Origin of the sequence: Thalassospira xianhensis MCCC 1A02616, assembly GCF_003326475.1 — a bacterium.
Lineage (GTDB): Bacteria > Pseudomonadota > Alphaproteobacteria > Rhodospirillales > Thalassospiraceae > Thalassospira > Thalassospira xianhensis.
In genome coordinates, this window is the sequence record NZ_JPWA01000001.1 from 399,586 (window position 1) to 423,456 (window position 23,871).

19 protein-coding genes and 10 tRNA genes are annotated in these 23,871 nt (G+C 51.7%); 11 read left to right on the forward strand and 18 right to left on the reverse strand.

The window, feature by feature from the left end; translation table 11 throughout:
• Positions 1-83 precede the first annotated feature (83 nt).
• Positions 84-266, forward strand: coding sequence for a hypothetical protein (locus TH5_RS02265; RefSeq protein ID WP_147250038.1), 183 nt, complete (start codon positions 84-86; stop codon positions 264-266).
• The gene (locus TH5_RS02270) at positions 259-942 is read left to right on the forward strand and encodes a hypothetical protein (protein WP_114120497.1); all 684 of its coding nucleotides are present in this window, start codon (positions 259-261) and stop codon (positions 940-942) included. Before TH5_RS02265 ends, TH5_RS02270 begins: the two co-directional genes overlap by 8 nt.
• On the opposite strand, the gene recD2 is transcribed toward TH5_RS02270, so the two are convergent.
• The 3 genes from recD2 to TH5_RS02285 form a co-directional block, all read right to left on the reverse strand.
• On the reverse strand, positions 939-3,578 hold the full coding sequence (recD2, locus tag TH5_RS02275) for an SF1B family DNA helicase RecD2 (RefSeq protein ID WP_114120498.1): 2,640 nt from the start codon (positions 3,576-3,578) through the stop codon (positions 939-941). The genes TH5_RS02270 and recD2 overlap by 4 nt on opposite strands.
• A 101-nt stretch (positions 3,579-3,679) precedes the next feature.
• Positions 3,680-5,326, reverse strand: coding sequence for a DNA mismatch repair endonuclease MutL (gene mutL, locus TH5_RS02280; RefSeq protein ID WP_147250039.1), 1,647 nt, complete (start codon positions 5,324-5,326; stop codon positions 3,680-3,682).
• 62 nt (positions 5,327-5,388) lie between these two features.
• A complete protein-coding gene (locus tag TH5_RS02285; protein WP_114120500.1) occupies positions 5,389-6,156 on the reverse strand; it encodes a DsbA family protein in 768 nt (255 codons plus the stop codon).
• Between the two features lie 198 nt (positions 6,157-6,354).
• Between TH5_RS02285 and TH5_RS02290 the strand changes: the two genes are divergently transcribed.
• The 5 genes from TH5_RS02290 (at position 6,355) to TH5_RS02310 (ending at position 10,645) form a co-directional block, all read left to right on the forward strand.
• Positions 6,355-7,635: a hypothetical protein gene (locus tag TH5_RS02290; protein WP_114120501.1), complete on the forward strand. Its 1,281-nt coding sequence runs from the start codon at positions 6,355-6,357 to the stop codon at positions 7,633-7,635.
• Positions 7,636-7,865: 230 nt separating this feature from the next.
• A complete protein-coding gene (locus TH5_RS02295; RefSeq protein WP_114120502.1) occupies positions 7,866-8,204 on the forward strand; it encodes a hypothetical protein in 339 nt (112 codons plus the stop codon).
• 162 nt (positions 8,205-8,366) lie between these two features.
• Complete coding sequence (locus TH5_RS02300; protein WP_097052896.1) at positions 8,367-8,996, forward strand: hypothetical protein; 630 nt, start codon at positions 8,367-8,369, stop codon at positions 8,994-8,996.
• Between the two features lie 30 nt (positions 8,997-9,026).
• Positions 9,027-9,977 carry a DnaJ C-terminal domain-containing protein gene (locus TH5_RS02305; protein ID WP_114120504.1) on the forward strand — a complete coding sequence of 317 codons (951 nt, stop codon included), beginning with the start codon at positions 9,027-9,029 and terminating at the stop codon, positions 9,975-9,977.
• Entirely contained in the window at positions 9,974-10,645 is a 672-nt protein-coding gene (locus TH5_RS02310) for a hypothetical protein (protein WP_114120505.1), read from the forward strand. The genes TH5_RS02305 and TH5_RS02310 overlap by 4 nt, the downstream gene beginning before the upstream one ends.
• Before the next feature lie 59 nt (positions 10,646-10,704).
• Here TH5_RS02310 and TH5_RS02315 read toward each other — a convergent pair whose 3' ends face one another.
• Positions 10,705-11,148 (reverse strand): hypothetical protein, encoded by a 444-nt coding sequence (locus TH5_RS02315; protein ID WP_097052899.1) that lies wholly within the window; start codon positions 11,146-11,148, stop codon positions 10,705-10,707.
• Positions 11,149-11,513: 365 nt separating this feature from the next.
• Here TH5_RS02315 and TH5_RS02320 point away from each other — a divergent pair, with 365 nt between their 5' ends.
• Positions 11,514-13,970: a DNA gyrase subunit B gene (locus tag TH5_RS02320; RefSeq protein WP_114120506.1), complete on the forward strand. Its 2,457-nt coding sequence runs from the start codon at positions 11,514-11,516 to the stop codon at positions 13,968-13,970.
• Between the two features lie 198 nt (positions 13,971-14,168).
• Entirely contained in the window at positions 14,169-14,678 is a 510-nt protein-coding gene (locus TH5_RS02325; protein ID WP_114120507.1) for a hypothetical protein, read from the forward strand.
• 57 nt (positions 14,679-14,735) lie between these two features.
• On the opposite strand, the gene TH5_RS02330 is transcribed toward TH5_RS02325, so the two are convergent.
• From TH5_RS02330 to TH5_RS02390, 14 genes are all read right to left on the reverse strand, one after another.
• The gene (locus TH5_RS02330; RefSeq protein WP_114120508.1) at positions 14,736-15,257 is read right to left on the reverse strand and encodes a hypothetical protein; all 522 of its coding nucleotides are present in this window, start codon (positions 15,255-15,257) and stop codon (positions 14,736-14,738) included.
• A 20-nt stretch (positions 15,258-15,277) separates the two neighbouring features.
• A tRNA-Leu gene (locus TH5_RS02335) sits at positions 15,278-15,364 on the reverse strand.
• Between the two features lie 37 nt (positions 15,365-15,401).
• Positions 15,402-15,490: transfer RNA gene (locus TH5_RS02340), tRNA-Leu, on the reverse strand.
• Between the two features lie 28 nt (positions 15,491-15,518).
• Positions 15,519-16,115, reverse strand: a complete 597-nt coding sequence (locus tag TH5_RS02345; RefSeq protein ID WP_097052902.1) for an ATP phosphoribosyltransferase regulatory subunit — start codon at positions 16,113-16,115, stop codon at positions 15,519-15,521.
• 59 nt (positions 16,116-16,174) lie between these two features.
• Positions 16,175-16,252, reverse strand: a tRNA-Pro gene (locus tag TH5_RS02350).
• Positions 16,253-16,258: 6 nt separating this feature from the next.
• Positions 16,259-16,343 (reverse strand) — tRNA-Tyr (locus TH5_RS02355).
• A 61-nt stretch (positions 16,344-16,404) separates the two neighbouring features.
• Positions 16,405-16,490, reverse strand: a tRNA-Leu gene (locus tag TH5_RS02360).
• 13 nt (positions 16,491-16,503) lie between these two features.
• Positions 16,504-16,590, reverse strand: a tRNA-Leu gene (locus TH5_RS02365).
• Between the two features lie 48 nt (positions 16,591-16,638).
• The gene (locus TH5_RS25260) at positions 16,639-17,022 is read right to left on the reverse strand and encodes a hypothetical protein (protein ID WP_147250040.1); all 384 of its coding nucleotides are present in this window, start codon (positions 17,020-17,022) and stop codon (positions 16,639-16,641) included.
• A 17-nt stretch (positions 17,023-17,039) separates the two neighbouring features.
• Positions 17,040-17,143, reverse strand: a tRNA-Ser gene (locus TH5_RS25435).
• A 30-nt stretch (positions 17,144-17,173) separates the two neighbouring features.
• Positions 17,174-17,250 (reverse strand) — tRNA-Pro (locus TH5_RS02375).
• Between the two features lie 86 nt (positions 17,251-17,336).
• A tRNA-His gene (locus TH5_RS02380) sits at positions 17,337-17,413 on the reverse strand.
• 18 nt (positions 17,414-17,431) lie between these two features.
• A tRNA-Pro gene (locus tag TH5_RS02385) sits at positions 17,432-17,508 on the reverse strand.
• Between the two features lie 422 nt (positions 17,509-17,930).
• Positions 17,931-20,255, reverse strand: a complete 2,325-nt coding sequence (locus TH5_RS02390; protein ID WP_114120510.1) for an RNA ligase — start codon at positions 20,253-20,255, stop codon at positions 17,931-17,933.
• A gap of 323 nt (positions 20,256-20,578) precedes the next feature.
• Between TH5_RS02390 and gyrA the strand changes: the two genes are divergently transcribed.
• Together gyrA and TH5_RS02405 are read left to right on the forward strand one after the other, a co-directional pair.
• Positions 20,579-23,395 (forward strand): DNA gyrase subunit A, encoded by a 2,817-nt coding sequence (gene gyrA / locus TH5_RS02400; RefSeq protein WP_114120511.1) that lies wholly within the window; start codon positions 20,579-20,581, stop codon positions 23,393-23,395.
• A 69-nt stretch (positions 23,396-23,464) separates the two neighbouring features.
• Positions 23,465-23,871 (forward strand): hypothetical protein (locus tag TH5_RS02405; RefSeq protein ID WP_208638384.1); only part of this gene is annotated, 407 nt, incomplete at its 3' end.

The following is a 23,871-nucleotide window of genomic DNA, read 5'->3' on the forward strand; positions in this document are numbered from 1 at the left end:
CGAAAATCGACTGACTTAAAAACGGATTTCCTTTATGATGTAAGGAAATCCGTTTTTGTTTTCCTTACAAATGGTCGATGGACATGTCAGCCAAAAGCCTTGACACTCCGGATGCTGTGCTGAAATCTCCTTCTGTTCAGCCTTCTGGTACGCCCGAAGATGTATCCGGCGAGAATAATGATGATGAAATTGAAGCAGACGGGTTCATCACCGTCGACCTTCCTGGTATCAGTCTTCCTTTGCCGAAAGTGAGCAATCATGTCTGACACGCAGATCGACAATCTCACCCAGCTTGTTCCTCCGCCTGGCGACACCGGCAGGTTCATTCAGGAAGTAGACGGCCCGGCCAAAGTCTCCACTGGGAGGCAAAAGCTGCGAGTGTTCGTTTGGGCGGTGTTGGCCATATGGATTTTATGCGTTGTTCCCTTACTCGATGGGTTATCTCCACCAGCCCCCGCAGCCGTCACCGGTGATGCTTACGCCCAGGAAGAAATCTCCCAGCTGGGGAAGCTGCATGCAAACCTTCAGACAACGCATTCGATTATGCAGGAACTGTTGTCTATGTATCATGAAGGTCCCTCGACTGAACAATCGGAAGCTATCAAGCAAAACATCCAGAAACTGGCGTTTATGGCAGATCAGTCTGGAGGTATCGCTCTCGCCTATCATAAATCCGGCCGGGCCTCCAAGCAACCCGTTCGGGCTCTTGACGAGATCCCTGAAGCGATTTTTCTTATAAACAATAACGTGATAAAGTTCGTTCTGATAGCATTTAAAGCTCATCTTCGGCCCGAAGGCGAACCACATTCTGCAACAAGGCAGGAATACCTTGAAAGAGCCTACATCCAAATGGAGGAGGCTTTTTCAGAAGCGTCAGAGATGATGCAAAGAGTCCAAAAGGTCATCGCCAACCGAATTGGAGACAGAGGCGTTGGCAACTAGAGAGACATTCCTGGGAATTCCATTTCGGGCTCTGGCTCATCCTGGAGGCTGTGTTCATTGATGTTCTGGAGGTTAAACAGAAGATCAAGACGGCGCTTCAGGCCGGTATGACGTCTTGAGACATCTAGAACGTGCACCGCGCCTTCAATCGCTGAAGGACTGCCAAGCAAGATACATTCCTGACGAGCACGGGTAATACCGGTGTAAAGCAAGTTTCGGTTCAGACTCCGACGATGCTCCTGCGGCGCAACAAAGATGACCGCGGGGAATTCGCAGCCCTGACTTTTGTGTACGGTACAGGCATATGCGAGGTCGAGATTAGCAACATCTCCGCCGCGGTAGGTAACTGTGTGTCCGGAAAAATCGACATACAGTATCCGTTTCGAGTTGTCTTTCCCGCCGACAGGGCCCGTATCCTCTACCGCAATGATCGAGCCAACCTCTCCGTTAAACACGCCATTGGTATAATCATTGCGGATTTGCATGACACGGTCACCCACAGTATAGGGTTGACCTTCAATGACCACGGTATTGTCGTCCTCGTAAGCCGGGTTCAAGGCTTTCTTCAGAACCTGATTGAGTGTCTCAACACCAAGACTGCCACGTCGCTGAGCCGCCAGTACCTGAACGTCCTGCATGGGGTCGTATCCCATTTCAGGAAGTTCTGTTCGGATAATTTTAACAAGATCGGCCAGGGTGTCGTAAGCGTGGGAGTTGCGAATGCGCATACCGGTCATGGGATGATTGGGTTCCATGACTGATTGACCGCTATTGATGCGCTTTGCCGCAATTGCGATGCCGCTACCTGCCGCTTGTCTGTGCACTTTTGTCAGCCGTGCGGTTGGGATATGTCCGGCATCGATAAGGTCACGCAAAACTTGCCCCGGGCCAACCGAAGGAAGCTGCTCGACATCACCTGTCATGATGACCGAAGTATTTCCCGCCTCGATGGCCTCAAATTTGCTGGCGCACAGAAAGATGTCCACCATTGAGTATTCATCCGCGACAGACACATCTGCATTAAGCGGGTTATCTTCGTTGTGTCTGAACTGCCCCGACTTCCCGTCGTACATGAGAAGCCTGTGAATGGTTGAGGCATCTCGCCCGGTTGTTTCAGACAGACGCTTAGCGGCCCTTCCTGTTGGGGCAGCAAGCAGAATTTCCTTCTGCCCGGCCAGTTCCAGAGCTTTGCAAATTACGTCCTGGGTTGTGGACTTACCGGTTCCAGGGCCACCGGTAATGATGACAACTGGATAGCGAAGCGCCAACATTGCGGCCTCCAACTGCCCCCCATCCCTATCAAGACGCTTGCCAAGCATCTTCTCTGCCAACTCGACTTTCTCAAGGGCTTGCTGTTCAGACAATGAAGGTCGATAGTTCTTAAGCATCGCATAGAGCTTCGATGCGACTTCTTCTTCGCTTTCCCACGCCCGTCGGGGATAAATCAGGCCAGCCACTTCATCGTCAACGACGCGCAGATCATCGAGGAATACCGGTAGATGAGCCTCGACATGCTCGCGGTGCAGGTGCAGCAGGTCTGTAGCTTTGGAAACGAGATCCGCTTTAGGCAGGCCGCAATGACCCGAGCCATGAACAGCCTCGGACAATGCATAGAGGTAACCCTCCCGAATGCGATGATGGCTCGTCATGGCGATATCATTTCGCTCGGCGATGCGGTCCGCCGTCGGAAACCCGATACCTTCGATAACCGAAACCATTTCCCATGGATTGGTCTGGATCATTTCCATGGCTGCGGCACCGAAATGCTCCATAACCTTTGCTGTTTGTTTGGGCTTAAGGCCTGCATCCATCAACAAGGTCATGAGCTCAGGCTGCTCTTCGTTAAACCGCCAGGCCGTGACAATCGCCTCAGCTTTGGCAATGGGGATGCCACATTCAGCAAGCTTGGCGGCGTCCTTCATAACGTTCCGAAGATTTTCACCAAAAAACGACGCCATGCGCTGGGCCGCAGCCTCACCGACACCTGGTACCGCTCCCGTTTTAATCCAGGCAACGATGCCTTTGGCACCAGAAGGGATTAAATGCCTGATCAGGTCAGCCGTGAACTGCTTGGCACCTTTGAACTCGCCCCATTTCCCCTTGGCAGAGAAGTCGTCGCCCGGGCCAAAATTGATAATGGTATTGGCTTTAACCGTGGTTTCAGTGCGCACGCCCTCTTCATTCTTGTATGTGACAGCCATGATGATGAAGGTGCCTTCCGCAGACCGGAAAATAACCTTCTTCACTTTGCCTTTGAGCTCAGCATCTTCTTCGGTAGGGGCGACTTGCTCTGGCTCGGCATTTCTCGCCTGTTCAATATGTTCCGGTCGCAAAAGGCTTCTTCCGAAACTGCTAATCGGTGCATTGACTGGCTTGGGAGTACTTTTTGTCGAATCACCACGTGCGCCACTGGCAGCCGCCGCCGCCACGGTCTGTGCGAAGCCGGAAAACAGGTCGGTCTGAACCGGTTGGGATGTTGCAGCCGCCTTGGCCGGGGCCCCTTCATCCGGGTCACCCATTTCATGCCCGACAACATCGGTGTCTGCGGGATTCGTAAAGAGATCAGGATGTGCAGCAGACGCTTCAGCATCCTGCTCATGCATCGCCTTGCTTTCTACGCTCGCAAACAGTCCCATAGCAATCACCCTTTCCGGCAGAATTCAGCCGTCATCCTTTGACGTTTTCCTTTAGGAATGGATTATTTGCAGAATAAGTCGAGAGTGACCAGAACTTTTTCCTAATCTCTAAGGAAAACTTTTGATAGTTTTCCTTCTGGCATCGCTGCCACTGTAGGGCGCCCGTGATTGCAAACCGTCCCATTGGGTGTCTGCTCCATAGCACGAAGGATATCATTCATGTCGTTTAGAGAGAGTGTGTCCCCTGCCCGGTACGCGGCATGGCATGCAAACTTTGAGAAAACACCAGTCATGATGTCTTCGAGCGGGCTTGCAGAGGGGTTTACTCGCAAAGCTTCGACAAGATAACTCACTAAGGTCCTGGCGTCCTGTTGCTGCGAAAAGGGCGGGATAGAATTAACATAGGCCCGGTCACCATCAATATTGATTGAAAGGCCAAGTCGGTCAAACTCCGGTTTCGCGGTCGCCAACAAAGCAATACCGTCTTCATCAAACTGCATGGTGATGGGGTTCAGTAAACTTTGGCCCTTCAACCCGTCCTGGCGCGCGGCTGCGCGCATTTTCTCCAAAACGACGCGTTCGTGTGCTGCATGGAAATCCACCAGAATGAGCTCGGTTGCTGTCTGTGAAACAATATACTTCCCGAGGACTTGACCAACGGCGGCCCCAAGAGGTTGGCGCATATGGTCCGTTTGAGAGTGTATGGTCTCAAACATGGCGGCTGCATTGGCAATTTCGGAGATGACTCCTGTATCCGGTACCACGCCGACTGCCTGGTTAATGGCATCCGTCACAAGACTTTGGATTGCGTCCGGGAAAAGGAAACGAACCTCGCGTTTGGCAGCGTGCGCATTCACGTCCACCTCTTTTGCGGGTACCGTAATGTTCAGAACGACTTGCGGGCGGTGATGTTTTGATATGCCGTTAAAAGCTTGCTTCAATGCGTTGTCGATAGACTTACCCACAGAGACAGGCCGATTGTTAACAATGACGGTCGATTGACTGGTTTTGCTACCAGACCAGCCTGGTAAACTTACTCTGCCTGATATTTCCATGCCGTTACGGGCAAGTGATAAAGATGCAGAATTTTTCACGTAGTCCAGTCCAAGCACATCCTGTACCCGGTCGCCCGATTTTCCCGCCCTAAGCACAAAGGATTTGGTTGCACTTCCAGTATCAACAATGAAGGTCACTTCTGGAGCTGCCAGGGCGGCAGCCTTTACGACATGGATAACAGCCGAAAGTTCATGTCCATTTGATCTAAGCATTCTGTGGCGTGCGGGATACTTCCGAAAAATGCTTCTCACGGCGACGCGCGTGCCACCGCTATCTGATACTTTGGAGCAGGGTCTTGGAGCAAATTTTTGGCCAAACCAGACCACTGTTTCCCAGCCATGTGCGCTTTTTGCCTGGTTCGTCTGTACGGTCAGGTCAGCGACGGCTCCAATAGCAGCCAGCGCCTCTCCACGGAAGCCATATGTGCATAAAGATGAAGCCTCACCACCACTAAACTTTGATGTCGCATGTCGGTCGACGCACTTATCTACGTCCTCGCAGTCCATGCCGTCGCCATCATCTTCAACAACAAGCAACGACTTGCCACCATCGCGCAGAGAAATCCTGACGACAGTTGCATTGGCATCAATGCTGTTTTCAATCAACTCTTTAACGACGGAAGCTGGTCGTTCGACGACCTCACCAGCCCGAATCATATTGATAACGGCGTTACTTAGGTAAGAGATGGGCATACTTTTTTCCTTACGTTCTATCCTATGGTCGCCCGAGAACGCAGGAACTATCAAGAATTATGTTATTCGTTTTCCTTTAGGAGATATTCCAGCTCAACCATAGACACACCACCGGCAGTGACTTTTTTTCTGGAAATGATTAGTGGCGTGGTAAAGAGATGTGCCTGGCGCAAAAGTGCCAAATTGTGTTCGGGCTTTGCAATCAGTTCATCTGTTAATGAGTCTCCAATTGCTGATAAATCAGCCCCGGCCTCGTAGGCTGCATCCATGATGGCATCGAGAGAAAGTGGCCCGCGCCGGGTCATTAAGTTCATGTGGTATCTTTGATATAGTTTCGGTGACTGCTCAAAGATGGCTAGGCCGGTGTGAGCAGCCGGTAATGACAACGGGGCCAAAAATGGAGTTTCTCGTAATCCGATGACGACGTCGGGATATCGGACAGCCAGTTCCTCGAGAAGTGGCGCAAGGGTTCTGCAATAGGGGCAGGAATAGTCTACGACAACGACGATATCCGGCACGCCACTGCCATTCAGGTAGGTCATCGAAGCGTCTGGAGTGAGAAACGCGGCCCTCACCTGTTCGGGTACCGCGGCTGCAATTGCGTCAACATTTCCAATGCTTGAGTATCGAGCATTCTCACCTGCCCTTTCCAGGACCTCTTTCAACAATCCCGGATTTGCCCGGATGAAACCTTCGACAAGTTCGAGAACCTCATCTCTTTCTGTACCAGTCAAACCGTCGTCGACAGTCTGGGCAAAAACCGGTGTGGATAGCGAGAACATTACTGCGGCCGCCAGAAAGGCGCGCGAGAACCGTTGCATGTAGCGCATGTGTTTTCCTCGATGCTTCAGGTGAAAGGGCCTCTTGGCCGGTGTATTCTTTTAATCTTTTCTTATAATGTCACCAGACTCCTTTAAGCGCAATGAACCAATTTCCTGTTGGCGCGGACTCACCACTCATGTATTATGGCCGCGGCTTAGATTGCAGTTGACACAGGCAAAGGATATTTTGGCGATACAGGAAGCGAAATGGTCACCCCTTTTACCGAACAAGATCTGTTCACTGACATCGGATTTCGTGCTCAAAGCAGGAAGTCTTCTTTTTGTGTCCAGATAGACAGCGCAGAAGGTGATGGGTTTACATTTACCGGTCGGCTGAAGTTTCGTGACCTGGCCGAGGTGTTGAAGCTTAGCACACGTGCTGAGCTTGCCAGAATTTCTCCATTGCTCGAAATATCCATTACGCCCACGCCCGATGGGTTTGAAATCGGCTTACAGGTCGGACGCATAAATCAAGGTCGCGCTATGGTACATCCGGTGATTAGTGACCACGACGATTGGTTTGTTGGGCCAGTGTTGTTCTCACTCGCCGATGGGCGCTTGTCTAAAATGCTCGCGGGTTACCGAACTCAGATGCTTCTGCCTCTCACCTGGTCTGATATACCGGTTGAAAGAAACCCTGGCGGCTTCGTAATACCGAACATCCTTGCCCGCCGGGCGGTCGTAGGCGACGGCGATGCGATTCTGTTTCCTTCCGCTGATATCTCGGCAACGGCCGCCCCTTCGCGAAAGATGCGTTCTTTAGAAAAATCCCCAAGAATGTCCCTGCCATTTCCAACAGCGGCATCGAAGAAGGAGGCATTGAAGCCGATTGTTGAGGTGTCGAGCAAATCTGAAGACGGGGTAAAAGGGAAGAGGACGCACAATCCGGCGATCAGAATAACAAAGAACCAGAACGGCGACGTCAGTCTTACGCTCCCGAGAGAAGACATGGACAAGCTTTGGAGCGGCAGGCCTGACACGTTAGAGCGTCGTGTGGTTTTCTCGGCATCTGATGCTGGAATGCTGTTGGTGCCAAGCGACGATGCGATTGCCCACTGTCTTGCTGGGATGAGTTTTGTGATGCGCTGGAAGGCACCTAGTTGGTATGGGCGTGGTGTGGTCCCCGCAGATATGCAAGATCGCCTCAGGGCGGTATTCCAAAAGGCGGGCGGTGATGGCATTAAGTTCATCAAATCAGGTAGAGATTTTCATTCAAGACCTGACCTCGGGCGTATAACGCTTGAATTCGGACACTCAAAAACCAGCGGACCTGACTTTTCTGGTCAGAGAGTGCTCGAAGCCCCACGAGGCAAAGCCGACCTAATTGCGGACGCCAAGGAACATTTGACAAAAGCGTTCCACTTGCTGGAACAAATTCGAGGCGATGGCGGATTGTCTCTTGAGATCCAAATTCTGGATAGATCTGGTTCACCATTGATGAACCTTCCCCCTAACTCATATCAAGCAAAAATTAAGTTGGAAGTTTAATTTTCCTAAATTGTTATTGCTCTTTCCTTGGTATTGGCGTTTTCTTTTGGCGGAACAAGTTTGTCGCTACGCCATGCTTACGGGAGACTTAGGATGAAGTTGAAACACAACTGGTCTCTAGTCGCATTCTAGTGATTACCAAGAAGAGCTTGGAAGGCTGGTTGTGTTGAGTCAATCAGTCGTCAATCCGACACCCGCTTCATGTCTGGTTCCTGAAATGAGGAAATTAAATGGCGAGAATATCTATTAATGGCGTCACTATTGAGGGTAACAACCTGTCTATTCGAAACGGGCAGGTTACAATAGATGGCAGAGCAGTGAGCGAACTAGACATGGAAGGCATTCTGTCCATTCGTGTTGAGGAAGGCACGATTCAGGAACTCAGAACCGATCTGTCAGTCAGTTGCAACGATGTATCCGGAAATGTGTCGGCTGGTGGCTCGGTGAACTGTGATGACGTTGGAGGCAACGTATCAGCTGGTGGCTCTGTGAATTGTGATGACGTAAGAGGGAATGTCTCCGCTGGAGGAACGGTTAATGCCGACAAGGTCAAAGGGCAGATTCTTTAGCCAAGGATTCCTTCCCTTGGCTAAATAGATCACAATTTCTTAAATAAGGAAAATTTGGCATATTTTGTCAACTTTTCCTTTATATCCAAGGAATACTTGTTGACCTTTCCTTAAATGGGATCAATATTTAAGGAAATATCACGCCATTCCTTGGAGTTCTCCGTGAGCGCATTTCATGCAAACTCACGGTTTGAGAGCGATTTTACCGCGCGCCTCATACCGGCAATCAAGCCACTATTGGCCGAGCACAATCTCGGGCTGACCGTTATGGGGCGCGCAGGTGAAGCTGTTAAGCACGGGCTTGATAAGTCGTTGCAGCAGGAAGTTGGCGACTTCATCGTAACCAATGAAGCAACCGGCTCCATCGTCCACAACGTCGACTTAAAAGTTGAGCGCCGAACAAGCTTCAATCTTTTCTTTGAAACCTTCTCGAATGCCACTCTAAACCCTGAGAAGGTCCGGTTGGGCTGGGGTGCGATGCTGAAGGCCGACCGCCTGTGGTACGCCTTCGATGACATCAATATGATTGCCGTCATCGACCTTCATAAGCTTCGAGAATGGCTAAACGAGAAGGTCGACCGCGGCCGTCCGCGTTTCACTACCCTCCGTGAAGTCTGCCAATCGGCACACAAACAGCAAAACATCACCATGGGTCGTCTCGTTCCATTTTCATCCATCCCTGTTGAAATCTGGAAGAGCAGCATTCTGCTCAACAACACCACCGCTTCATTTGTCGGGCGCGATGAGTTCCTTCGCTCACTTGAAGCCCATTCATTCAAGCGCAGCGCGTAGGGGCGCATCCCTTTCTAAAATGGAGCGCTCATGACCCTCACCGAAGCATTGCAGGTTCTTGGCTTATCGCCTGACCTGGCCAACAACGGAAAGCTTACCAAAAGCATTCTCTCTGCGGCTTATCGTCAAAAGGCCAAGATATACCATCCCGACAGCAGCATAGACGATGGTTCCTCAAAAGGCGCGGCCGTCAAGTTTCATCAGGTCCAAAAAGCCTATTCCTTTGCAAAGTCCTATGCTGTTGAGATGGGCAACGCCAAGGAAGAAGGGCCAAAACCTGTACCTCCCAAACCCACGCCAGGCACTGACGCACATGCTGCCATTCAAGTCACTCTGGAACAGGCGTTCTCTGGTTCTGACATTCTGCTCAATCATCAATCGCTATATCCGGTCTATCCGGATGGCGTCATTCCTGATTCAGACGATGTAGAGCCTTGTGATGCTTGCAGAGGTGCCGGGGTTCTGAAAAGGACGAGAGGCATTATGCGCCTGACCATGAAGTGCGGGGCATGCGCTGGGCGGGGATGGGTACCAAAGAAGCTTGGAACACCAGTCGGCTCGATAACGGTCTCGATCCCCAAAGGGGCAGATGCCGGAACAGAGATTTTTATTCCTTATGCCGGGAATGAGGGAACCAATGGAGGAAAGCCGGGAAATCTGGTTCTTGAGGTAGAGCTTCTTGAACACCCTGTTTTCGACCGATCAGGAACCACGCTGCAATGCGCTTTAGCTTTGCGGTACTCGGACCTCATGCTGGGATATTCCGGGGTCCTCACCGGCATTGACGGAGCATCGATACCTTACAACGTCCCAGCCCTTTCCGCTCCTGGAGACCAGATTGTTTTGAAAGCGGCTGGCATGCCCGACCGGAAAACCGGGGCGCGCGGCGATTTGGTCGTCAGCTTGGATCTGGAGCGCCCGGTTTCGATCGACAAATCTCAACGAAAGCGCCTCCGAGCCCTTCAGGATGTCGGTCTATGATTGGTTTTCTCTTATTGTGCATATGCCCCATCGCCCTTATTTTGGCGGCCATCTGTGTTATAGGCTTTCCCGCGCTTGCATCCGTATGTGAACAAGTTAGGGTTCCGATTGATGTAGATGTTCATGTTCTGGACCCCAACGTAGTTGAGGACTACTCGAAGTCGCGGGACGAGATTGCGGCTATTTCTGGGAGCACTCACGTGTTCAACCGTGCCGTGATGGGGCTTACCTCTGGCATGTACAAGCGCACCTACAATGTGAAAATCAGGAGCGCACAAGAAGCTGGTGGATACTGCTCTCAGCCGGTCAAGCTGGATGTCATCATCGGCTTTAAAGACCTGACAGTCTATATCGACAAGCGTTACAAGCCTGGTTCGTGTCAATTCAACGGTATTCGAAACCATGAATACCGGCACGTTGATGTGAACAAGCAGACGTCGATGGCGCACGCTGTACTGCTCAAGGCACGGCTAAACCAGCTACTCTGGAACTGGGTGCCAACCTATACCCGGAGCCGCGATGAAGGCCGAGCCCAAACGATTGCTCAGATCGATTTGCTGCTTGATGCCCTTGATGCAGACTTAACGGCTAAGCGGGAAATAGGTCATGCAAACATTGACCGTCCCGGTTCGATACGCATGACACAGTCTCAATGCCTGGATTGGTAAACGCAAAAAGGCCGTCGATGTGTTCGACGGCCTTTTTGCGTTTAGGTGGGATGTAACCGTCAGGCCACGTCCCGAACTTCGGCTTCCTCTTGTTCCTCAGCCGGTTTTGGATCGGTAATCATCGATATGCCTTTTTCGACGATGGTCTGGAAAGTAAGATCCAGCTCGGCCGCAAAGGCTGCGATCTTGGCATGGGTGTCTTTGTGGAACCATCCGCCAAAAGCCACCCGTCCTTTCCGACAGCTCGGCGCCGTGCTTTGGGCACGAGATTGCGCACGGCTCTTCTGCCTGCGCACAAGCCGAAGATGTCCGTACTTGATGACGGGCGGCATCCCGTGTAGCGCAAAAACGGCATTGATAGCCTCGCCGAGAACTTCCTGCCCTGTCTTTCCTTCCTGAGAGATTTTTTTTGTGATTACTTCAATCTGCTCAGGCTCCAAGAAAGCAATTATCTGCTTCTTGTTAAGCCGCGAGGGCGGTGGCTTTGTCTTTCCGGTACTCACGATTGCTCTCCGATCACATATCCGCGACGGGGCGAGACGCTGTTGTACGCATCCTGGATCGTGCCCAGGCTGCCTATTCGGCCTCGTATCTCGAACTCAAGCATTCAGTGTCCCGTCTCTTTGATTTCACGTAATGCTCTATAGTTGACAAATTTAGTATGCTTCGTCAAGTGCTATGTTGACATGATAAGTCCAGCCCCTACCGAAGATGTAACCGGGCAGCCACCCAGAAAAAGCAACTGGGGAGACACTCGTTTTTGTTGTGTCTCCACTTTTTTGCGCGCACCGCCCTTACGACCCTCTGTGTTGACAAGGAATTAAGCACATGCAATAAGGAAAACAGCAGTTAATAACAGGTGTTTTCCATGACAACTTCCGAACAAGGCCTCGCAACCAGCGCGGTCTCTTCTTATGATGCGAACGATTTGTCGGTTCTTCATGGCCTTGATGCGGTCAAAATGCGGCCGGGCATGTACATTGGCGACACTGACAGTGGCGCAGGCTTGCATCACATGGTCTACGAGGTTGTCGATAACTCCATCGATGAAGCCCTGGCCGGTCATGCCGACAGTGTCGAAGTTACCCTCAACAAGGACGGCTCCTGTACGGTTTCAGATAACGGGCGTGGCATTCCGGTCAGTATGAACGAAGCTGAAGGTCGTCCCGGCATCGAGATTGTGTTCATGGAACTTCACGGCGGTGGCAAGTTCAACCAGAACAACTACAAGGTTTCGGGCGGCCTTCATGGCGTCGGTGCGTCTGTTGTGAACGCCCTATCCAGCTTTCTGATCTGTACGGTTTACCGCGACAATAAAGAATATCGTATCGGGTTCAAGGAAGGTGAAATCACCGAACCGCTCGCGACCATTGGTGAAGCAAAGCGCCGGTCTGGCACGTCTGTTACCTTCAAGCCCTCTCCCAAAATTTTTGCGATGACCGAGTTTCAAGCTGACGTAATCGAGCAGCGGCTGCGTCAACTGGCGTTTCTGAACTCTGGTGTGCGTATCGTGTTCCTCGACAAGCGAGAGCCGGATGCCAAACCGGTGGATCTTTGCTTTGATGGCGGCATCGCCGAAATGGTGCGGCACCATGACCGCTCCCGGGAGGTCATTATCGAGCGGCCAATTTTCGCTCGCGGTGAGAAAGACGCCAGCATTGACGGTGTAACCTTCCCGATTGGCGTCGAGGTTGCCCTTCAGTGGAACACGGGTGACCATGAGCGACTGCTCTGCTTCACCAATAACATTCCTCAGCGTGACGGCGGAACGCATCTGACCGGTTTCAAGACGGCTCTTACACGCAGCATGAAGGCGTATGCCGACGATGTGTTGTCCTCCAAGAAAAAGAAGATTGCGCTGGAAGGTCGAGACCTGCTCGAAGGACTCACGGCCGTTATCTCGGTCAAGCTACCCAATCCGAAGTTTTCGTCCCAAACCAAAGACAAGCTGACTTCGGCGGAAGTGGATGCGGCCGTGTCATCGGTGGTGTCCGACACATTGAAGACCTGGCTGGATGAAAATCCCGCAGAAGCGAAGAAAATCATCTTTAAAGCAGCGGACGCCGCCGCTGCGCGCGAAGCCGCCCGACGTGCTCGTGAAGCGAGCAAGAAAAAGACGGGCATCGAAGCAACGTCCCTACCTGGCAAACTCGCTGACTGCCAGGAAAAGCGCCCCGAATTGTCCGAGCTCTTTATCGTTGAAGGGGATTCCGCCGGTGGTTCTGCAAAGCAAGGACGCGACCGGGCCTTTCAAGCTATTTTGCCCTTGCGTGGTAAGGTCCTCAATGTCGAGAGGGCCAACATCACTGAAATCCTAAAGAACGACCAGCTCGGCACACTGCTGACGGCCATTGGCTTGCCAAGTGGTGAATATGAAGAAGGAAAGCTTCGGTATCACAAGATTGTCATCATGACCGACGCCGACGTCGATGGTTCCCACATCCGAACATTGCTGATTACCTTCTTCCAGCGCCGAGCGCCGGAAATCATTGAGAAGGGATATCTGTATGTTGCTCAGCCTCCCCTTTTCGGCGTGCGGCAGGGCAGCTCCCAGAAGATTGACTACATGCTCGATGAAGAGGCCCTTGAGCGGCATTTGATTAAACGCTCCATTCCCAGCGCAAGGGTGGAAACGGCGGATGGTGCTGTTATCGAAGGTGAAGCGCTGTTCGAACTTGGAATGAAATGTTCGATGCTGTCAAAAATGATTGATACGGCTGACCGTTTCATCGGGTTGCCAGCCTTGACTTCCTGTCTGGCGGTTACGGGGGCATGGCACCCTGATGTGTTTGATGATCCGCAGAGCTTGCAGATGGCTGCTGAATTCGTCGTCAGTCAAATGCCACATCGAATGCCAAACACCCGCTGGCGGGGAGCCGCGCGCGATGGGAAGCTTGAGCTAACGTGGCGTCGCAAAGGCATTGAGAGCACAATTACCGTTGGTAAGGAGATTACTGACGAAGCCGCCGTTATGTCGCTGCTCTACAGCTTGGAGCTGTTGCAGCAGTATTTTGTGACCGGGGTCAATGTGGTCATTGATGACGAAGTGACATTGGTTGGCTCTCCTGCTGAGCTTTACCATCTCCTCCGAAAGAAGGGCGAGGCTGGTTTGCAGGTGTCTCGCTATAAAGGCCTGGGTGAAATGAACCCGGACCAGCTGTGGGAAACCACGTTGGACCCGGCCCGGCGCAGCCTTCTTCAGTTGCAGACGAGAGATGCGGCAACGACAGATGAAGTGGTCTCGATCCTGATGGGTAATGATGTCGAACCTCGAAAGGAATTCATTATCAGCCACGCCAAGCAGGTAACAAACATCGATATCTGACCTCGAGCCTCCAACACGAGAAAGTCAAAGCCCGCCCGGCTATCCAGGTGGGCTTTGGCTTTTGTCTCTTCATTGCAATTAGGTGATGTAGAAGTCAATAAGGTCCTAGCCTCACCAGTGATGCGCATCATGAAGGAAATCGGACCCGAAAAACGCTGGATACGGAAGTCCAGACACGCTTTGATGAGGTGATTGAACATGAAGACTTTGGAACTGATAGCCTTCGCTGATACCGCCATGGAGCGTGACCTCACAGAGGAGGAGGCGAAAGGTGTCGGAAGAAGCTTCCTGACGCCCAGGCTTACTCTACCCGTCTTCAAAGCACCGAAGGGGGAGGCTTTCTCAAAGGCGGTGGCCATCGTTTACCGAGATGACCAAAAAAATGTAGTGCATGGCGGGCTGATCGGAATGGGGGATGAGGGCGTGTTCTACAAACTCGTTCTGATAGACGACACTCGCGGCATTAACACCGAAGCTGACCCGGCCTGGACGGCATTCGGTATGAATATGAGCCTTGGTAAGCTGCTTGTTCAATTCGAGACCGGTACGAAGGAAATTCCTTGGAGTATTGCTGAAATGAGTTCGGCGCCAAAAATCCGAACCTATGAGTCCCACGAACCACAGGTCATTGATGCCTGCGAACGCTACCGGGAGTGTGTCCTTCCAGAAGAATTCAAGCAAGATGCCACTCCCGGTTTCCAGCCTTAGTTACAAATAGAAAAGGCCACCGATTTTTTGGCGGTGGCCTTTTCCCATCTAAGGCTTTCACGGTTTTGGACCGCTGGGGCCTCCCAAAGGAACAGCGTCCTTTTTTACATCTTCGATTGATGCCTTGAAATCTCTTTCGATTTCCTGCGCAATCTGGCGGTGTCGTCGCATCAGTTCTCGCTGCGTGGTAACCGATCTGTTGAGAATATCGCATGCCTCTTTGACCGTATCGCAAGCAATGGCGACGTTGCGAAGTTGCACAAGCGATGTCTTCTGTGCATTGACGTCTGGTTCCTTCTCACCGGGACTTGCCACTCCATTCGCAATAACGAGGTTTGCGGATACCGTCATGACTGACTTTGGATTTGCCTTGATAACGAGCCTGGGCTTCTCGAAAGCGGAATACTGAAAAACTCCCGGGACAAAAACATACCGGTCAATCAAATCATCACCTGATGTCTGGGCCGGATCGATCGTATAAATCGCCATGCGACTTCCTTCTGGTAAGGTTGTAAAGGGGTGGTTCAGGTTGATATTTTCCACCACCAGGGAGAAAGGAACCAAACCAATTTTATTCATGTACAGGGAAGCATAAAAATTGGTGCGCCCGAGAGGATTTGAACCTCCATGACCTCGTGGTCACTGACCCCTCAAGCCAGCGTGTCTACCAGTTCCACCACAGGCGCATTCTTCGAGTTCCGTTGCATGCCAAATGCAAAGATTTGGTGCGGGCGGCCGGACTTGAACCGGCACGACCTTTAAGGGTCAACGAATTTTAAGTCCGCCGCGTCTACCTATTTCACCACGCCCGCAAACATTGGAACCAAATCGTTTATGGGGCTACCCGTATTTGGCAAGTAGCAGTCGGTCAATGCCGATGGCCCAACCGCACCCTTCCGGGTAGGTTCCGCCTCCTGCAATCTGCTTTTGACTGCCGAGATTCAGCGCTTCTGCTTCAAACCCGCCTTGCACATAGTAGCCGATGCCACGCTTTACGTTGTCATTGAGAGTGAAGTCGACACCGCAATCTGTCAGGCATAACTGCAACAGGTCACGGGCTTCATCCTGTCGTGTTTTGTTGGCGTCTCCCAACATTTCGATACCAAACTGGGTGAATTCACGATACCGACCTCTTTGAGGTCTCTCATAACGATAGCAGCGTGACACATAGAAAATGCGGTCCGGATTGCCTTTGCCCCTGGACCATTCGTTCCTCCACATCTCCTGCACTATTCCTGTGACCTCAGGGATCAGGCATACATTACGGTCACCGCGATCTTTGAAGGTCCACATTTGACGTTCTTTTTCGACGCCGATTTTGTCCAGAAAGGTATCTGCCTCCCATAAGGAAGGGAAGATTACCTCCTGAAAGCCTGCGTCAATGAACACGCCTCCGCAACTGGCCGATGGTGGCGTTATAACGAACAGCTTCTTCACCGCAGATTAATCGTGTTCCACGTAACATGTGGCCTCCATTGATTTGATTGGTTTGTGATTGGTCAGGAAGACGAGATTTGAACTCGTGATCTCCGGTATCCGAGACCGGCACTTTAACCAGGCTAAGCTACTTCCTGTTTGAATGGTGGGGGGAGCTGGATTCGAACCAACGCGGGCTAAGCCACCGGATTTACAGTCCGGCGCAATCGACCTCTCTGCCATCCCCCCAGTCACGGGTCTTCCGATGTTTTCGGAGCGCGATGCTCAACGTCAACCGGAAGCTATTTTTTGGTGCGGGGAGGGGGATTCGAACCCCCACGCCATCTCTGGCAACGATGTTTGAGACCGCCGCGTCTACCATTCCGCCACCCCCGCACGGGGTCTTTATTGGTACGGACAGGGAGACTTGAACTCCCACAGATTTTCATCCACGAAGACCTAAACCTCGCGTGTCTACCAATTCCACCATGTCCGCATATCTTTTGGTTGTCCCGGCTTCAGAAACAACCTGCTATCGTTCGTATCAGCCAAGCAACTCGCTTGGAATTTCAATTTCATCCCCTTCGCAGCTGTGAACTGCTGCTCGAAGAATACTCGCTTGTAGATTGGCGCCACCGAAAATCGGGCCGGATACGCCGTCCTTCACAACACAGGCTTCAGCGTCACCGTTTCGAAAGCTGACTTCCACTTTCGCAGACAGAATCACATCCAAGGTGTCGTTCCCGTTGTTCAATGGGTCAAACATTCCCGGCGTTGATGATCTTCTGTCTGTCAACACATAGGCAGCCTCTTTGGGGCGATTAAAAACATACCCCAGATATCCGTCATTATAGGGCTCTCCCCATAATACCGTAGCCACCGCATAGTTCAGTGCTACGCCGCTCAGGTTCGAAACGAGAACTTTCAATTGCCACCTCTGGGGGTTGGTGCGAGAGGGAGGACTTGAACCTCCACGAGCCAACCATCGGCCGGAAGTCGGCTCACCACCCTTTTTCTTGGCAGCGCGTCTGCTATTTCGCCACCCTCGCACACTCAGGCATCAGATGCCCGTCAGAAAATGGTCGGAAAGGCGAGATTCGAACTCGCGACCCCCTGCTCCCAAAGCAGGTACGCTACCAGGCTGCGCTACTTTCCGTTACCCATAGAAGAACATGCCGTCTGGTCTCAATGCCAGAGCCAACTATCCTTGTCAACATAAAAAATATTCGACATGCTTTTCTATGGGGCGATTAACGAGAATTGAACTCGTGACCTCCGGTGCCACAAACCGGCGCTCTAACCAACTGAGCTATAACCGCCATAGGATGCCGAGTGCTTGGTCGGGCTGACAGGATTTGAACCTGCGACCCCTGCTCCCCCAGAACAGTGCTCTACCAGGCTGAGCTACAGCCCGTCCAAGCACTCGGCGATACTTCCCTATTCACTTGTCAAAGAACGAAAAACAATACAAAAACCCCCGCCAATTACTCAGAACTGGCGGGGGTTTTGAATGAAAGACCTAAACGCTAGATCGTATCTTTCACTCGAGCAGAACCTACCCGCGCATGTCCCAGATATGGGAGATGTGGTAATGGCAGGTGCAAATATGGAGCAGACACAGAAATGCGCGCGGATACGGTATTACCGTTCATTCCTTTCGCGCTGTTCTTGTCATTCTTGGCAAACATTGCCGTCTCCATTGCTCAAACTCTGAAATCTGATGTTTAGATAACATCGAAAATTTTTCGGCGCAACTGTTTTTTACAGGAAATCGAATTTACCCAAGAACAACTACTCTAGCGCAAGGAAAAAGTGGGGAGTTTTCTCCCCACTCATTTAAGGCGTCAATCGCGCTGGTTCAACCACCCAATCCCTCTCGAAGAACCTCTCTCGCAGAGTAATGATGTCAGTCAACAGATCCTGAGTATCGAGCTCGCGAACCCACTCATAAAACTCGTGGCCAGTGGTAACGCATTCTGGCGGCAGATCAAAAACGTCACTAGACAGCTTGGCCAACTGAACTCCGACATTACCTCTCTGGTTTGTCCTTTGCCGATACTCTGCTTCCTTAAGCGAACGCATAATCTTCCAGAAGGAATAGTATGGTGCCTTCTGTTTAAACATGAAACCAGAAGAATCTTCTAGCACATACCCTTCAATTTTCAGGTTCATGTTCTTCTGCACGGCTTTCTGCCACCCAACAAATCCTTCCCAACTGTTGAGCACAAGAGCCTTTTGTTTAACCTTCAATCCAAACATCGCACCAACTTTTTGCAGCTCTTCATAAGGCAGCTTCTCAAATTTGTGCGAACGCCTTACGACATCAAGCAGGACTAAATGCGGCTCCTCATAGGCAATCATATGAGGATCATTTACCGGGTCATTAACCTCGAAAATCATCGACGCTTCAGAGTTGCGGAGGAACCGCCGCAACTCATCTCGCTGACTGATACGCGGGAGCTGTCTATGAATAAGCTCCTCAAGATAAGTTGCGAACGGGCTGTCTGGCTGAGACTTGGATGTTAAGAACAGCGCATCTGTCCTTGCGTCATATCCAGCAATGCCAAGGAACCCGTTTTCTTTTACCCACGCAGTCAGCGGGAACTTAAGCTCTTCCTTCAGGCGTTCTGGAGCCACAGTGAGGTTTTCACCATAGTTGAAAAACTTGTCGTAGGACCTCGCGACAACTTCGTGCGTTTCGATGTCTTCAAACAACCCTCTCGCCTTGCAGGTAATGCTATCCCATGCCTGACCATAGAACGCATTTTTCGTGAAAGCGTGGCTGACGACATGTGGGAATTTGTTCGAGTGTCTTTGGGCCACCATTTTGTGATTATTCAGATCGCGAACGAGGGCATCAGGCAGCTTCAGGTCGTCTACGGACCCTTCCCTGACCCAGGTCGGCACAAAATCATAATGTCCCCAAACGCGTTCACGGAAGGGCCTGAAGACTTTGTTCCGCACCTCAATAGGGCTGAAACCGCTTGCCGACAAGCGAACAGCGCGGAGGTTTCCGCCATCCTCAACGGCTTCCTCCAAATTGAAGGAGTGATTGATAGGGCTGTTCTCATGATGGTGGGTATTCCGGTGCCCGTGCACCTGCCTCCAAAAAGGAGGTGCCTTCCCTGCAAAGGAAAGATCTACGTTGTCTTGATAGCGTCCGGTGCCCCGAATGTACTGTTCGGAGGAAAGCATCCAGAACTTCTCCGGTACGGTCGACAATCCACCGTGACACGCAAGCACGTTGACGCCATTGAACTTCACAACAATGACATCCTGAAGTGCAGCAGACCATCGCTTCAATTCATCGGTTGTTACGTTGGATGACTTGAGCTGTGGTAAGGTGTATCGCCCAACCTCTTCCGAAACCGGCTTCTTCCCAGCGATTTCGATGTCGATGTGGTCTTCGTGGTTGCCTCGTAGCAGATGCACATTCTCGCGCGAGAGTGCTTCATCAATGATGAAACGCGCTACCTGTCCATTCTCCGGGCCACGGTCCAGATAGTCTCCCGTGAATACATAGAGGGTGTCGTCACGGAACCCACCCTGAATGACCTCCATCAACGGGCTGTAACAGCCCTGCAAATCCCCGACAAACAAAACTTGCGCATATTCATTCCCGTCAACGCATACTGGATACAGCCAATTGTCGACTTCCAGCTTCAGATTTTCCATCTCTGGAGCTGTGATGCTGCCAATCGGAATTCTGTGCACGCTCTCAGGCAGGGCCGATGACTGCAATTGAGTATGCATGCGGTTCATCACATGAAGACCAACACGGAACATTTCTTTGCGCGCCATATTACGCTGCATGCAGACATCAATCGGAATACCTGAAAAATCCAGGCATGCGACTTCATACCCATGCCCAGCCGCCAACCTGACAATGGAATTAATGTCATCGGAGGTGGTGTTGCAGGCATCAAGTACCGTCGTGTCGCCCTTTCGGAGCCTGGCTTCCAAAGTTGCTCGAATAAAGCCCCAGACCTTTGACTCATTGCCGTGATTGGTCGCAATTGCACCTTGAGCATTCATCGTGGGACTGCCCATGAGATAGCGCACAGCGTCGGCCGAAATCGTAGCCGTGTCCAGTTCGAGATGGCGCAGCATCGTTGATTTACCGGAGCCCGGCAAACCGCGTGTGAAAATTAGTTTCTTCATCGTGATCTCCTACAAGGAATCACGTTCTATATCAGGAAAACGCACTGGACAACATAAAAGGAAAATAATTTGTTGACCGCTTGTTTTCCTTAAGGTAGAAGAAAACTGCCCGTGACGCTTCCGGCGAAAAAGGATTGAACAGCACTTTCCAGCAAGTTCTCCTTTAAGCTAACCGTCATAGCCTCCCTGATGCGCAGCCTCCTGCGCAAAACTCGGCCCGCCACAGTGTGGTGGGCCATTTTTTTGGTATGTTGACAAGCAAAATCCTTAAGCGTAACTTCTATTTTAGACATTTTCCTTAAACAAAATCCCGAGGAACACCTATGGGCCTTCTTGACCCGAGCAACACCGTGGAAGCACGGACGACTATTAACCTCGAAGATGAAATGCGCACGTCGTATTTGAACTATGCGATGAGCGTCATCGTTTCTCGCGCGTTGCCCGACGTCCGAGACGGATTGAAGCCGGTGCACCGCCGCATTCTATACACGATGGATGAAAGCGGTGTGGTGTCTTCCAAGCCCCACAAGAAATCTGCGCGCGTTGTGGGTGAGGTCATGGGTAAATACCATCCTCATGGCGACAGCGCGATTTATGATTCCATGGTCAGGATGGCTCAGCCATTTCAGATGAGCAGTATTTTGATCGACGGCCAAGGAAACTTTGGCTCCATCGACGGCGATAGTCCGGCCGCAATGCGCTACACTGAAGCAAGGATGTCCCCTCTTGCTGAGAGCATGGTGGCGGATATGATTGTCAGCGGCGGGATGGAAGCCGGACAGTCAGGATATGCCGCCAGGAAGTCTGGCAGAGACACTGTTGACTTTATTGCGAACTATGATGGCACACTCCTTCAGCCCACCGTACTGCCGACACGTTTTCCTAACGTTCTGGTAAATGGCGGGGCTGGGATTGCTGTCGGGATGGCGACCAATATCCCAACACATAATTTGGGCGAAGTGATTGATGCAACGCTCGCCATGATTGACAATCCCTCTCTGACGCTTGATGAATTCATGGCGTTTGTCCCTGGTCCGGATTTCCCGACAGGCGGTGTCGTCATGGGCGCGCAGTCCATTCGTACGGCAATGGAAACCGGACGTGGCTCTCTGTACGTTTCCGGCGTCGCCCATATTGAAGAAAACGGCGGGCGGCAGCGCGTGGTTCTGACAGAGCTGCCTTATGCAGTGAACAAGGAAGAGCTGGTGTCTCGTATCGGTGCCCTTGTTACTGGGGTTGCCTCCGATAAGAAAAAGTCCCGCACCATCAGTGTAATCCCTGACCACCAGCGAATTCTGGGCGTCTCGGATTTGCGCGACGAAAGCGATGGCACCGGAATTCGTGTCGTCATTGACCTCAAAAGAGACACCGACCCTAATCTGGTGCTTTCAAAGCTTCGGAAATATACCCGGTTCTGTACCACATTCAGTGTGAATGCTACCTGCCTCAACGCGTACAATCAGCCAGAAGTTATGGGCGCAATGCGCATGGTTTCGGAGTTCATTCAATTCCGAAAACAGGTCGTGAGACGCCGAACAATCTACCTTCTGGACGAAGCCAGAGATGAGCTAGCAAAGCAGATTGGTCTTTACGCCGCACGTTCTTGCGTGGAAGAGGTCGTAAAAATCATCCGTTCTTCAAAAGACCCTGAAGCCGCACGCATCGGTCTCATGGCGATGTCTTTTGCGACTAATGGTGAACTGGGCGCGCTGATTGCTGCCTGCGACCCGGATGTTGCAGTGCCTGAATTCTTCACTCTGTCAATGGCACAGGCAAAAGCGGTGTTGGCACTCCGACTTTCGTCGCTGACCGCGCTGGAACTGGATAAAATCAGTGAGCGTATTCAGACCATCATCGCATCCATTCGCGGATACGAAGAAGTTCTGAATAACGAAGAGACTCTCAAGGACATCATTCGAAACGAGCTGGCGGAGGTCCGCGCGAAATTCTCTACCCCCCGCCGCACCCGTATTGAATCTTTCGCTCCTGGTGATGTTTCCGAGGACGAGCTGGTTGAACAGAAAGCAGTATTCCTGACACTGACCGGTCAAGGTTATGTGAAAATCACTCCGCTCGATGCGTATCGTGAGCAGTCCCGGGGTGGTAAAGGGCGCGCAGGGATGGAGACAAAGGAAGATGACTTTGTCCAAAAATCCATGGTTTGCAATACCCGAACGCCACTTCTGTTCTTCACGTCTCGCGGCATTGCGCACACAGTCCGAGCTTACAAGCTGCCGGAAACGGCTCCAAACTCACGTGGTAAGCCGATTGTCAATTTCATCAATTTGCGCCCGGGCGAAACGATTGCCGCTGTTTTGCCGTTGCCTGAAGACAAGGCCGACTTTGATGGCAAGTTTATGATGTTTGTGACGGATCGAGGTGAAGTTCGCCGGAACCGGGCGACAGATTTCAGCCAGGTCAATAAGTCTGGCAAGATTGCAATGAAGTTGGAAGACGCGAATGGTCAGCCGACGGCTGCTCTTATCAATGTTCTGCTCGCAGAGAAAGGCGACGATATCGCTCTTTCCACATCAAGTGGCCGTAGCGTTCGGTTCCCCATCACAGATGTTCGTGTTTTCTCGGGCCGTAATTCCACCGGCAACAAGGGTGTTGCTCTAACTGCGTCTGACAGGGTGGTTGGAGCCACGATTCTTCGTCATTTTGATGCAACTGCGGCAGAGCGTGAAGCGTATTTGTCCGGTGGTTCCTGTGTCATCAAGCATCCCGATAAGGAAGACGAGAAAGTAACCTTGTCAGCGGAGCGTTTGGCTGAAATGGCCGAAGCAGAGCAATACCTTCTCACCGTCACTGAGAGGGGTTACGGGAAGCGTTTTTCTAGTTACGACTTCCGAACCACATCGCGCGGCACACAGGGTGTAAAAGCCGGGACGTTTAGCAAGGTCACCGGTGACCTGGTTGCTTGCGCCTGCGTTCTCCCAACGGACAGCCTGGTTCTTGTGACAGATGGCGGCCAAGTAATCCGTACCCCGGTCAGCACTCAAAAGGAAAACGGACAAATCACTGAGATCCGGGTGATGAGCAGAACCGCGCGTGGCGTGAAGCTCTTCGAAATCCCTGACGATCAGCGAATTGTAGATGTGGCGATTATTGCAAACGAGGAAGAGCCTTCGGCTCCGTAATCCCATCCTCTCTAGAACAACCTCAATCGCCGTACCGGCGAGCGATATTTTAAACTCGGAGACTACAACATGACTACACTGGAATTCACTGTTGCCGTCGAAGCCGCGGCTCTTGCGCACAAACGTTCATCCCACCGGGTAGAACTGTTAGCGGCTTCCTTGGCCGTCGCCAAGGAACAGGACGCTACTGCCAAGCAGGCGCTTGACGAAGCCCTGGAGAACGCTGTTGCGGTAACAGGTTTAACCAAGCGAAAGCTGGCAGCTATGTTCGAAGATCGCTTAAATATTTTGGTGGAAAACGGCCTGGTCGACCTATCTGAAGGTGCCCCTGAGGTCGCCGAAACCGAAGCTTCTCATGCTCCCAAAGTTCGTCGTGCCCGCAAATCAAAGTCCACAGCCACTGATCCCAAGCCGGAAGAACCGGCACTGGCGGACACCGATGTAGCAAAAGCTGAAGAACCAGCACCGGCGGAAAC